The following is an 11869-nucleotide window of genomic DNA, read 5'->3' as shown; positions in this document are numbered from 1 at the left end:
GTGCTGATCGGTCTGCCCCCGGAATCGCGCGACGACGAGCCGCGTGGGGCGCGTGCACATTTTCTTCAGGTGTTCCTCTCCCAGCGCCCGCAAATGGAAGCGCTGGTCACTCGCCGTGTCGGTTGCCGGGCGACGGCGGCCGACCTGGTTCAGGATCTGTTTCTGCGTTTCTGGCGGCGTCCGCTGGTGCAGGTGGAAGAACTCAGCACCTACCTGTTGCGCTGCGCCGGCAACATTGCCATTGACCATCTGCGCAGTGAAGGCACGCGGGTGCGCGTCAACGAGGGCTGGCAACCTGAAGAGCCGGACAGCCGTGGCAGCGAACCGCAAGCCGCGCTAGAAGCGGGCAATGATCTGCGCCATGTCGAAGCGGCGTTGCGCGCCTTGCCCGAGCGCACCCGGCAAATCTTTTTGCTCAATCGCATTCACGGGCGCAAGTACGCGCAAATCGCCAAAGCCATGGGCCTGTCCCAAAGTGCCGTCGAAAAACATATGATGCGCGCCCTCGAGGCCTGCAAGGCCAGCCTGCGCGAACCCGCGCCACGCCTGCCAGGGAAAGCACCGTGAATCCTTCAGACCCCGTCATCCCGACCCTTGCGCAGGAACAGGCAGCGTTTGCCTGGCTGAGCCTGTTGCATGATCGGCCTAGCGCTGGCGATCAACTCACGTTCAGCCAATGGCTGCGCGCTGATCCCGCCCACGCCGAGGCCTATGCGCAGGCGCAAGTGGTCTGGGAATTGAGCGAAGGCCCCGCGCGAACATTGGCCGATGAGCAGGCGTTGGCGCTACAGGGCTACCTCAATGCGATGGATCGCCCGCGCCGTTCGCTGCTTTTGCGTGGGGGCGGGGCTTTGGCGATGGCCGCGTGCCTGCTGTTGATGGTCAGCCTCGGTACGGGGTGGCAGCCGCAGCGCTGGTTCGATGATCTGGGCGCTGACTATGTCTCGGCGCCCGGTGAGATTCGCACCGTGACCCTGGCCGATCAATCTCAAGTGACCCTCGATGCCGACAGCGCCATCGCGGTGGACTTCAGCCATGGCGAGCGTCATGTGCAATTGCGTCGCGGTGCCGGTTTTTTCAGCGTCACGCACACTGGCGAGCCGTTTGTGGTCGAGGCCCGCAAGGGCGAGGCGCGGGTGCTCGGCACGCAATTTGAAGTGCGTCTGCAACCCCATGGCGCGCAGGTCACGGTGTTGTCCGGGCGGGTCGGGGTGACGGCAGATCGCGATGGCGAGCAGCAGATTCTTACGGCCGGCCAGCAAGTGGCCTACGGTGAAGGTGCTGCGCAAAAACTCCACGCCGTCGACAGCGAGGCGCAGCTTGCCTGGCGTCAGGGCTGGCTGACTTATTACAAGTCGACGCTGGGCGATGTGGTGGCGGATCTGCGTCGCTATTACCCCGGACGAATTGTGTTGCTCAACGATGAACTGGCGGCGCGCAAGGTCAGTGGCAGTTTTCCGAGCAGGGATGCGCAGGCTGTGCTGAGTTCGCTGCAATCGGTGTTGGGGTTTGAGCAGCATCAGGTGCTCGGGCAGCTGATCATTGTGCGTTGAGGTCACTGGCCTCTTCGGGAGCAAGCCCCCTTCCCACAATTTGAAATGTGGTGCACTTGGGGGAGGGGGCTTCCGAAGGCGTCGGCACATCCTCCAAAAATATTTTCAAAATTGTGGTGAGGTAAACCCGAGCCCCATCCGTGTAGTGACTGAAACTGCGAGTCATTCGCATCCGTTGCGGTTCTACACAGGTCATTGAGCAATGAAGTCCAGGGCAAAGTCGGGTTCGGTCAAACAGTGGTTCGGTGCGTCGGCGTTGAGTTTATCGGCATTGGCGTTGTTGCCGATGAGCGTGGCGCTCGCCGCTGAAACCACCAGCAGTCAGGCGCAAAAGCAGTTCAGTTTCTCCCTGGCCGCCCAACCGCTGCCGCAAGCCCTGAGCGATTTCAGCCGTGTCACCGGGCAGAGTGTGGTTTACACCGATGAAGCGCCCTACGGCCTGAACGCTCCGGCGGTCAACGGCCAGATGAGTGCCGAGCAAGCCTTGCGGCGCCTGCTCACCGGTTCCGGCTTGAACGGGCGCCGCACCGACAGCCACACCCTGGTGCTTGAACCGCAACCCGCTGGCGGTGCGTTGAACCTCGGTGCCACCACCATCACGTCGGTGCGCGACGAGTCGATGAGCTACCAGCCACCGCACACCAGTTCGGTGATGCGTTCTTCGGCGTCGCTTCAGGAAATCCCGCAGACCGTCAACGTCATCCCGGCCCAGGTCATTCGCGATCAGGCGCCGCGCAATCTCGACGATGCGCTGGCCAACGTCAGTGGCATCACCCAGGGCAACACCTTGGGCAGCACTCAGGACTCAGTGATGACCCGCGGTTTCGGTGATAACCGCAACGGCTCGATCATGCGCGACGGCATGCCATTGGTGCAGGGGCGGGGCATGAACGCCACCGTGGACCGGGTCGAAGTGCTCAAGGGGCCGGCGTCATTGCTTTACGGAATTCAGGACCCGGGCGGCGTGGTCAACATGGTCAGCAAGAAGCCTGAGCTGACTCAGTACAACGCCCTGACCTTGCGCGGCTCGACCTACGGCGAAGGCAAGAATGGCAGCGGCGGCACCTTCGACAGCACGGGTGCGCTGGGCGAATCCGGGCTGGCGTATCGTCTGGTGATCGATCACGAAGACGAGGATTACTGGCGCAACTTCGGCACTCACCGCGAAACCCTGATCGCCCCGTCGCTGGCCTGGTTCGGCGAGCGGACCAAGCTGTCCTTCGGCTACGAGCATCGTGAATTTCTCACGCCGTTCGATCGTGGCACGGTCATTGATCCACGCACCAACCACCCGCTGAACATCTCGCGCAAGGAGCGTCTCGACGAGCCGTTCAACGATATGGAAGGGCGTTCGGACTTGTATCACTTCGAAGCCGATCACGAACTCAACGACGACTGGAAAGCCCACTTTGGCTACAGCTGGAACCGCGAAACCTACGACGCCAGCCAAGTCCGTGTCACAGCGATCGACACCAACAAAGGCACGCTGACCCGCAACATGGATGGCACGCGCAACGCGATCACCACCGACCGTTTCACCACGGCCAGCCTCGAAGGCAAGGTCAACGTGCTGGGCATGCAGCATGACCTGGTGTTTGGCGTCGACGACGAGTACCGCAAGATCTACCGTGCTGACCTGATCCGCCAGAAAAGCCTGAGCACCTTCAGCTACGTCAACCCGGTGTATGGCCGTGAAGTCGAAGGCACCACGGTCAGCGCGGCGGACAGCGCGCAGACCGATCTGCTGCGCAGCGACTCGGTGTTTTTGCAGGACTCGATCCACCTTGATGACCAGTGGATTCTGGTCGCCGGTGCTCGTTTTCAGGCGTACGACCAGTACGCTGGCAAAGGCGTGCCATTCAAGGCCAACACCGACAGCAATGGCCAGAAATGGGTGCCGCGCGCAGGTCTGGTGTATCGCTACACCGATGAGCTGTCGTTCTATGGCAGCTACACCGAATCGTTCAAGCCCAACTCGACCATCGCCCCGCTGAGCGGCAGCAGCACCGTGCTCGACGGCAGCATTGCGCCGGAAGAGGCCAAGTCGTGGGAGCTGGGGGCACGGCTGGACATGCCGGGTCGCGTCACCGGCAACATCGCGCTGTTCGACATCAAGAAGCGCAACGTGCTGGTGGCCAACGCCGAAGGCCCAACGACGATTTACAGCGCGGCTGGCGAAGTGCGTTCGCGCGGGTTGGAACTGGACCTGACCGGTCAACTCAGCGACCGTTGGAGCCTGATCGGCAGCTACGCCTACACCGATGCCGAAGTCACGCAAGACCCGACCTACAAGGGCAAACGTCTGCAGAACGTGGCGAAAAACAGCGGCTCATTCTCGGCGGTGTATGACTTCGGCAGTGTGATCGGTGGCGATCAATTGCGCGTGGGTGCCGGGGCGCGGTATGTCGGCGAGCGAGCGGGTAACGCGGTGAATGATTTCGACCTGCCGAGCTACACCGTGGCCGATGCCTTTGCGACTTACGACACCAAAGTGGAAGGGCAGAAGGTCAAGTTCCAGCTCAATGTGAAGAACCTGTTTGATCGCACGTATTACACCTCGTCGGCGAGCCGGTTCTTTGTGTCCATGGGGGATTCGCGGCAGGTATCGTTGTCGAGCACCCTGGAGTTCTGACCTGAAACCGCGTCATCGTTCTTCGCGAGCAAACCAGATTTCACAGGAGGGAATACATTTCCAAGTGTGGGAGCGGGCTTGCTCGCGAAGGGGCCATGACAGGCGATAAAGACTTTGGCACTAACGCAAAAACGCCTGCCGATACTCCCCGGGCGTCCCGCCCGAAATCTGCCGGAACCTATTGGCGAAGTGACTGGCGCTGGCAAACCCGCACGCCAGCGCAATCTCACCCAACGGCAACGTTGTATTGCGCAGCCATTCCCGCGCCCGGCTCAGACGTCGCGCCAACACGTACTGATGCGGTGGCAGTCCGAAACTCACGCGAAACATCCGTGCAAAGTGGTACTCCGACAGGGCACACAACCCGGCCAATTGCCCAAGGCTGATGGGCTCGGCCAACTGCGCATCAATGAACTCCACCAATTGTCGGCGCTGGTGCGGCGCCAGCCCGCCCTTGAGGCGCAAGCCCTGACGAACACCAACCTGACTGAGCAAGGTATGGCTGATCAATTCATGAGCAAGGCTACTGGTCAGCAAACGTTCGGCGGGTTCGTCCCAGTTCAGCGTCAGTAACTGTCGGAAACGTTGCGCCTGGTGTGGGTCTTCAAGAAAGGTCTGCTCGCGCAACTGCATCTGTCGCGGTTCGCGATCAAGCAAGGTGATGCAACCAAGGGCAAATTGTTCAGCGCTGAAATACAAGTGTGCCAGGCGGATATCGCCGTTGATGACCCAGCCCGATTCGTGATCGGCCGGCAGGATGCACAACTTGTCCGGGCCACCCTTGTGCCCCGGCTGACCGCGGCGAAACGTGCCGGTGCCACCGGCGATGTAGCACGACAGGGTGTGATGACTCGGTGCTTCGTATTCCTGGGCGTCGTGGTGGTTGGTCCACAGGGCCGCAGACAAACCGTCGCCGAGCTCGGCGCTGTGCAGCAGGCGAGAGTTCGGCGAGCGGTTAAGCGCCTGGAAGACTTGCAGGTTATCGATGGCGGACATGATCGGTTCTCTTCAACGCCTTGCATCGTACTCCGTAGCCGTCCCGCTGCCAGCCGGCCGCCCGACAAAAGCGCAAGTTTATGCAAGCGCTTGTCACCTGCCGCAACTGACACTCAAGGCCTATCTAGGAGTGTTTGCCATGAACCTGTCGTTGTATCTGCTGACGGTGCTGATCTGGGGCACCACATGGATTGCCTTGAAATGGCAATTGGGTGTGGTGGCGATCCCGGTGTCGATCGTCTACCGCTTTGGACTCGCCGCGCTGGTGTTGTTCGTGCTGTTGCTGTTGAGTCGTCGACTGCAACCCATGAACCGGCGCGGCCATTTGATCTGCGTGGCCCAGGGCTTGTGTCTGTTTTGCATCAATTTCATGTGCTTTCTCACCGCCAGTCAGTGGATTCCCAGCGGCTTGGTGGCGGTGGTGTTTTCTACCGCCACGCTATGGAACGCGCTCAATGCAAGGGTGTTTTTCGGTCAGCGTATTGCCCCAAACGTGCTGATGGGCGGTGCGCTGGGCCTGTTCGGGTTGGGCATGTTGTTCTGGCCGGAGTTGGCCGGTCATCAAGCCAGTCCGCAAACCTTGCTCGGCTTGGGGCTGGCGCTGTGCGGCACCTTGTGTTTCTCGGCGGGCAACATGCTGTCGAGCCTGCAACAAAAGGCGGGTCTCAAGCCGCTGACCACCAACGCCTGGGGCATGGCCTATGGCGCGGCGATGTTGTCGGTGTGGTGCCTGGTCAAAGGCATTCCATTCAACATGGACGGGTCGCCGCGTTATGTGGGGGCGCTGCTGTATCTGGTGATACCGGGTTCGGTCATCGGTTTCACCGCGTATCTGACGCTGGTCGGGCGCATGGGGCCGGAGCGCGCCGCGTACTGTACGGTGCTGTTCCCGGTGGTGGCGTTGAACGTCTCCGCGTTTGCCGAAGGGTATCAGTGGACGGCGCCGGCGCTGTTCGGACTGGTGTTAGTGATGCTGGGCAACGTGCTGGTGTTTCGCAAACCGAAAGCGGTGGCGCCGCCGATGTCGGGAAAGTTGGTTTGAAATAAAACGAGCGCTGAACTTCAGCGCTCGACTTTCAAGGTGATGTAAATCATGACAGGGAAGATGAAGTCAACGATATGCCGTGCCCAGTCCTTGGCATTCCATGATTGCGAAGTGTCCATGTCAAACCATTCCACCCCCACGGTTTGCAGGCACACGTAATAAATGAATATTGCCGCGAGGATGCCCATGATCGAGAACTTTTTTGCCTCGTGGAATATTTCGGCGGAGGCGTTGATGTTGCGATAGAGCTGATAGGTACCTATCAGGCACAACACTGTATACGTGACTTCCAGGGTGATAATGAACCAGTAGATCCGGTGATGAATCATCGGCGACTCGATGGCTCGATACTTGATGGTGTCACTGGCAGTGGTGGTGTCCATGCTCAGGATGTGCGCCACGTAAGTGTAGTTTGAATCATAGTCGGTGAAGTTGTGAATCATCACCAGTAGGCCAAAGAAACTGATGTAAGCCATCAATATAACTTTGCTGTAACGGATAAGTCTGTCGGTGGTCAGGGCGTTCAAGGTTTTAGCTCTCCATTGAATTGTCGATTATTCGACAATTCGGAGAGCTTATAATTTTGTTGTTTAATTAGGTTTGTTGTTCAATTTCAAGTTGTGTATTAAACCAACTAACGGGCAAGTGCCATGGCGCACTTGCCCGTTTTTTCAGCCACGCCAAACTTGCGGGTTTACCAGGTCTTGCGGGCGTTCGCCGAGCAACGCGCTGCGCAAGTTGGCCAAGGCGCGATTGGCCATGGCTTCGCGGGTTTCATTCGTTGCCGAGCCGATGTGCGGCAGGGTCACGGCATTTTTCAATTGGAACAGGGGCGACTCGGTCAGCGGTTCTTTCTCGTACACGTCCAGGCCGGCACCGCGAATCCGGTTGTTTTGCAGGGCTTCAATCAGCGCCGGTTCGTCGACTACCGGGCCACGGGAGATGTTGACCAGAATCGCGCTTGGCTTCATCAGGCCCAGTTCGCGATGGCTGATCAGGTGGCGGGTCTTGTCACTGAGCGGAACGACCAGGCAGACGAAATCGGCTTCGGCCAGCAGTTGATCGAGGCTGCGAAATTGTGCGCCGAGTGCTTGTTCAAGTTCGCTCTTGCGGCTGTTGCCGCTGTAGAGGATCGGCATGTTGAAACCGAAGCGGCCACGGCGGGCGATAGCGGCCCCGATGTTGCCCATGCCGACGATGCCGAGGGTTTTGCCATGCACGTCGCAGCCAAACAGCGGGGCGCCGACGCTGGCTTGCCATTGCCCGGCCTTGGTCCAGGCGTCGAGTTCGGCGACGCGGCGGGCGCTGCTCATGATCAACGCGAAGGCGAGGTCGGCGGTGCTTTCAGTGAGCACGTCCGGGGTGTTGGTGAGCATGATCCCGCGTTCGTTGAAGTAGTCGAGGTCGTAGTTGTCGTAGCCGACGGAGACGCTGGAGACCACTTCGAGTTTTGTCGCGTTTTCGAGTTGGGTTTTGCCGAGTTTGCGGCCGACGCCGATGAGGCCATGGGCGTGGGGCAGGGCTTCGTTGAATTGGGCGTTGATGTCACCGGCCTTCGGGTTGGGGACGATGACGTCGAACTCTTGTTGCAGGCGTTCGATCATGGCTGGGGTGATGCGGCTGAAGGCCAGGACTGTTTTTTTCATGCTTGGGGCTCGTCGTCGGGCTTTATTGCCAAGCACGCTAACATTTCTGTTTTGGGTTGTCTTGGCGGCCTCTGGGCCGACCATGCTCTTTGGGTTTGGGGTGTATATCCGTTTTTTGGGGTGTGGCGGCTGGCGGTTTCGCCCTGACGGCGACTCCCTTTGGCAAACGCCCCAAAGGAAGCAAAGGTCTGTGCCCTGACGTTCGGCCCGCTCGCTGGGGCTCGGGGTTCCTTCGTTCCGGGGTTCATCCGGGGCATCGCCTTCGGTTTGCTTCGCTGCACCTCCTCTCGATGTTTTCCCCCGGATGAACCCCGGAACGAAGCCTGCCGATGGGCCTTGAGATCAAGATCAAGAGCTGCAGCCGAGCTTGCGCTCATCCTGTTGAGTGGTGGTGGGGGTTGCCTTTTTTCTGGGGGCGGTTGGGTGGCGATGTGGCGGGTGTACTCGGTTCAAACTGTGGGAGCGGGCTCAGGTGTTGGCGGCAGGTTGTTCGATGGTGTCCAGCACTCGATTCTCTGCCAGTTCCGCTAGCATGATGATTTGCTGAATCGCGAGAATCGTGCGCCGCTGCGGCAAGTCGACGTAGGCGGCGATGTCGCTGGACATGAGGCTGGCTTGCGCCAGTGATTCGCAGGCGTGGACGAGGAGGCTTTCGTTGTCTTGGCCCGGCGCGACCTGGAACATGGTGCTGGGTTTGTGGAACCTCAGCGTGGTGGCGTTGGGTTTGAGGTAGTGGTCGAGCGCACGTACGGCGGCGTCGTGGAATTTCTTCGAATCAGGTGATTCGTAGGGAGAGGTGTTGTCGGCTTCTGGCGGATTTGGTGTTGGCTTTTTCATCATGAAACTCCATTCGGGATGTGAAGTTCGCCAGACGTTGCGACCAAGCAGAAGGGTGGCGAACCGTACGCAGGTTGGTCGACCAGGGAATGGAAACCCGGCAGGGCCGAAGCCCTCCCACGCACAGCTCGCCATTAAGCAAACTTGAAAAGTGCGCCATTCTAAACCCGGACGACCAAGTCCGGTCGCTGATTCGTCAGCGACACCCAAAGCCTATCCACCGCACTTCCGACGGACAACCTGCAAAACACGTCGGAAAGTTCCGCGAAAAGCCCGAAATGTAGGAGCTGCCGTAGGCTGCGATCTTTTGATTTTTAAACATCAAGGTCAAAAGATCGCAGCCTGCGGCAGCTCCTGCAGGTTTCACGGTGTGTTGAAAATCAGTTGGCGACGCGTGCTCCGGCGAGGCTGCCGCTGAGTTCGTAGGCGGCCAGTTCTGCCTGGTGTGCAGCAAGGATTTCCGGCAACGAGCCGCGCAGGTACTCGACCCACGTCTTGATCTTTGCATCAAGGTATTGCCGCGATGGGTAGATCGCGTACAGGTTCAGTTCCTGCGAGCGGTAGTTGGGCATCACCCGTACCAGCGTGCCATTGCGCAAGCCTTCGATGGCGGCGTACACCGGTAGAACACCCAGGCCCATGCCGCTGATGATCGCGGTTTTCATGGCGTCGGCGGAGTTCACCAGGAACGGGGAGCTGTTGATGGTGACCATTTCCTGGCCTTCGGGGCCGTCGAAGGCCCATTTTTCCAGAGGGATTACCGGGCTGACCAGGCGCAGACAGGCGTGGTTGAGCAGGTCGCTGGGCTTTTGTGCGCAGCCGTTGGCTTTCACGTAGGCCGGTGAGGCACAGACGATGCTGTAGGTGATGCCCAGGCGTTGCGAGACGAAGCCGGAGTCCGGCAGTTCGCGGGCCAGCACGATGGAGACGTCGTAGCCTTCATCGAGCAGGTCCGGCACGCGGTTGGCCATGGTCAGGTCGAAGGTGACGTCCGGGTGGGTCTTGCGATAGCGGGCGATGGCGTCGATGACGAAGTGCTGGCCGATGCCGGTCATGGTGTGCACTTTCAACTGCCCGGCAGGGCGCGCGTGGGCTTCGCTGGCTTCGGCCTCTGCCTCTTCGACGTAGGCCAGAATCTGCTCGCAGCGCAGCAAGTAACGCTTGCCGGCTTCGGTCAGGGCGATGCGCCGTGTCGTGCGGTTGAGCAGGCGGGTTTGCAGGTGGGCTTCCAGGTTGGAGACCGCGCGCGAGACGTTGGCCGTGGTGGTGTCGAGTTGCACGGCGGCGGCGGTGAAGCTGCCTGCTTCGGCCACACAACTGAAGGCGCGCATGTTTTGCAAAGTGTCCATGGGGTGCTCTCAAGGGAGATGGCAAATTGTGACACGAAGTTTCGGGGGCTGAGACCCCCGACCAACGGATTATCTCGTTAACGGTAACAAAGATTCACAGGAATCCCAGCTTATCGCCGCCAGGTCGCCCCCCTAGAATTGCGCCGTTCCCTATACACCTCCCCGCCATACCCCTTTCTCAGGAATTCGCAGCTGTGCCGCGTCGCATCAACAGAGCGCTTTTGCCGCTCAGTGTTCTGGCTTTTTCCCTGGCTCTCGGCGGCTGCATCGGTACCGAAGGAATTGCCCCACAGGGCAAAGCGTTGGAGGCCAATGCGCTGGCCACCGACGAGGCCATCGCCCACGCCGCCCGTGACGCCCACTGGCCCACCGCACAATGGTGGCAAGCCTACGGCGACCCGCAGCTCAATCGCTGGATCGACCTCGCCGTGCAAGGCAGCCCGAGCATGGCCATGGCCGCTGCGCGGGTGCGTCAGGCCAAAGCCCTGGCAGGCGTCGCGCAAGCGGCCGAGTCGTTGCAGATCAATGGCGAGTCGACCCTCAAGCGTCACAACTGGCCAACCGATCCGTTCTACGGTCCCGGTGATCTGGCCAATTCCACCACTTGGGACAACAACGCTGCGCTGGGTTTGAGCTACGCGCTCGACCTCTGGGGCCGCGAGAGCAACGCCAGCGAGCGTGCTGTGGATCTGGCGCACATGAGCGCCGCCGAGGCGCGGCTGGCGCAGTTGGAGTTGCAGAACAACATCGTGCGCGCCTACATCCAGATGTCGCTGCAGTACGCCCAGCGCGACATCGTCGCCGCCACGCTCAAACAGCAACAGCAGATTCTCGATCTGGCGCACAAGCGTCTGGACGGCGGGATCGGCACGCACTTCGAAGTCAGTCAGGCCCAAACGCCGTTGCCGGAAACCCATCGACAACTCGATGCGCTGGACGAGGAAATTGCCCTGAGCCGCAATCAACTGGCCGCATTGGCGGGCAAGGGGCCGGGCGAGGGTGCGCAGTTGCAGCGTCCGACCTTGTCTCTCGGCGCTGCATTGAAATTGCCCGGCGCGCTGCCCGCCCAATTGCTCGGCCAGCGTCCGGACGTGGTTGCCAGTCGCTGGCAAGTGGCGGCGCAGGCGCGGGGGATCGATGTGGCGCACGCCGGGTTTTATCCCAACGTCGACCTGGTCGGCAGCCTTGGTTACATGGCCACCGGCGGTGGCGCGCTGGAGTTTTTGACCGGCAAGAAGCTCAACTACAACGTTGGCCCGGCAATCTCGTTACCGATCTTCGACGGTGGACGACTGCGTGCCGAATTGGGAGAAGCGTCGGCCGGTTACGACATCGCCGTGGCGCACTACAACCAGACCCTGGTCAATGCGCTGAAAAACATCTCCGATCAATTGATCCGCCGCGAGTCGATGGACAAGCAACAAGGGTTCGCCGCCGAGTCGGTGGCCGCTGCGCAGAAAACGTACGACATCGCGATGATCGCCTATCAACGGGGCCTCACCGATTACCTCAACGTGCTGAACGCGCAAACGTTGCTGTTCAAGCAGCAGCAGGTGCAACAGCAGGTGCAGGCGGCGCGGCTGAGTGCGCATGCCGAGTTGGTGACCGCGCTCGGCGGCGGGCTCGGTGCCGGCAACGACGTGCCGACTGCCGAACAAACCCAAGCCCCGAAAACCCCGGCCCTTTTACGGTGAACCCAAAACCTGTTGTGCGAGCCTGCTCGCGATGAGGGCGCGTCAGTTGGCTTTTTCGTCGACTGACACACCGCTGTCACTCGCACGCTAGCGCCCACATGTTTTGCGACCTGACTG

The 11869-nt window shown here is 60.5% G+C and carries 10 protein-coding genes; 5 read left to right on the top strand and 5 right to left on the bottom strand.

Annotation, left to right across the window (positions count from 1 at the left end):
• The 3 genes from ACIOWA_RS05300 (at nt 1) to ACIOWA_RS05290 (ending at nt 4185) form a co-directional block, all read left to right on the top strand.
• A complete protein-coding gene (locus tag ACIOWA_RS05300) occupies nt 1-567 on the top strand; it encodes an RNA polymerase sigma factor (RefSeq protein ID WP_401158597.1) in 567 nt (188 codons plus the stop codon).
• Nucleotides 564-1553 (top strand): FecR family protein, encoded by a 990-nt coding sequence (locus tag ACIOWA_RS05295; RefSeq protein ID WP_401158595.1) that lies wholly within the window; start codon nt 564-566, stop codon nt 1551-1553. Before ACIOWA_RS05300 ends, ACIOWA_RS05295 begins: the two co-directional genes overlap by 4 nt.
• 202 nt (nt 1554-1755) lie before the next feature.
• Complete coding sequence (locus ACIOWA_RS05290; RefSeq protein ID WP_401158593.1) at nt 1756-4185, top strand: TonB-dependent siderophore receptor; 2430 nt, start codon at nt 1756-1758, stop codon at nt 4183-4185.
• Nucleotides 4186-4305: 120 nt separating this feature from the next.
• Here ACIOWA_RS05290 and ACIOWA_RS05285 read toward each other — a convergent pair whose 3' ends face one another.
• Nucleotides 4306-5181: an AraC family transcriptional regulator gene (locus ACIOWA_RS05285; RefSeq protein WP_339432050.1), complete on the bottom strand. Its 876-nt coding sequence runs from the start codon at nt 5179-5181 to the stop codon at nt 4306-4308.
• Nucleotides 5182-5320: 139 nt separating this feature from the next.
• Between ACIOWA_RS05285 and ACIOWA_RS05280 the strand changes: the two genes are divergently transcribed.
• Nucleotides 5321-6223, top strand: a complete 903-nt coding sequence (locus tag ACIOWA_RS05280) for a DMT family transporter (RefSeq protein WP_339465843.1) — start codon at nt 5321-5323, stop codon at nt 6221-6223.
• A 20-nt stretch (nt 6224-6243) separates the two neighbouring features.
• On the opposite strand, the gene ACIOWA_RS05275 is transcribed toward ACIOWA_RS05280, so the two are convergent.
• The 4 genes from ACIOWA_RS05275 to ACIOWA_RS05260 form a co-directional block, all read right to left on the bottom strand.
• Nucleotides 6244-6753, bottom strand: a complete 510-nt coding sequence (locus ACIOWA_RS05275; protein ID WP_401158590.1) for a DUF2165 family protein — start codon at nt 6751-6753, stop codon at nt 6244-6246.
• 144 nt (nt 6754-6897) lie between these two features.
• Nucleotides 6898-7872, bottom strand: a complete 975-nt coding sequence (locus tag ACIOWA_RS05270) for a 2-hydroxyacid dehydrogenase (protein WP_401158588.1) — start codon at nt 7870-7872, stop codon at nt 6898-6900.
• A gap of 468 nt (nt 7873-8340) precedes the next feature.
• Nucleotides 8341-8709 (bottom strand): DUF6124 family protein, encoded by a 369-nt coding sequence (locus tag ACIOWA_RS05265; RefSeq protein WP_401158586.1) that lies wholly within the window; start codon nt 8707-8709, stop codon nt 8341-8343.
• A 380-nt stretch (nt 8710-9089) separates the two neighbouring features.
• Nucleotides 9090-10058, bottom strand: coding sequence for a LysR family transcriptional regulator (locus ACIOWA_RS05260; protein WP_339432055.1), 969 nt, complete (start codon nt 10056-10058; stop codon nt 9090-9092).
• A 194-nt stretch (nt 10059-10252) separates the two neighbouring features.
• Between ACIOWA_RS05260 and ACIOWA_RS05255 the strand changes: the two genes are divergently transcribed.
• The gene (locus ACIOWA_RS05255) at nt 10253-11752 is read left to right on the top strand and encodes an efflux transporter outer membrane subunit (RefSeq protein WP_339465850.1); all 1500 of its coding nucleotides are present in this window, start codon (nt 10253-10255) and stop codon (nt 11750-11752) included.
• The last annotated feature ends 117 nt before the right edge of the window (nt 11753-11869 follow it).

The organism is Pseudomonas sp. NPDC087614 (assembly GCF_044743485.1).
Lineage (GTDB): Bacteria > Pseudomonadota > Gammaproteobacteria > Pseudomonadales > Pseudomonadaceae > Aquipseudomonas > Aquipseudomonas baetica_A.
This window is presented reverse-complemented; position numbering and strand designations above follow the sequence as displayed.

Bases quoted from the DNA above. Each gene is read 5' to 3' on its own strand.
- ACIOWA_RS05270 (WP_401158588.1), bottom strand. From the start codon at position 7,872: ATGAAAAAAACAGTCCTGGCCTTCAGCCGCATCACCCCAGCCATGATC.
- ACIOWA_RS05290 (WP_401158593.1), top strand. From the start codon at position 1,756: ATGAAGTCCAGGGCAAAGTCGGGTTCGGTCAAACAGTGGTTCGGTGCG.
- ACIOWA_RS05280 (WP_339465843.1), top strand. From the start codon at position 5,321: ATGAACCTGTCGTTGTATCTGCTGACGGTGCTGATCTGGGGCACCACA.
- ACIOWA_RS05265 (WP_401158586.1), bottom strand. From the start codon at position 8,709: ATGAAAAAGCCAACACCAAATCCGCCAGAAGCCGACAACACCTCTCCC.
- ACIOWA_RS05285 (WP_339432050.1), bottom strand. From the start codon at position 5,181: ATGTCCGCCATCGATAACCTGCAAGTCTTCCAGGCGCTTAACCGCTCG.
- ACIOWA_RS05260 (WP_339432055.1), bottom strand. From the start codon at position 10,058: ATGGACACTTTGCAAAACATGCGCGCCTTCAGTTGTGTGGCCGAAGCA.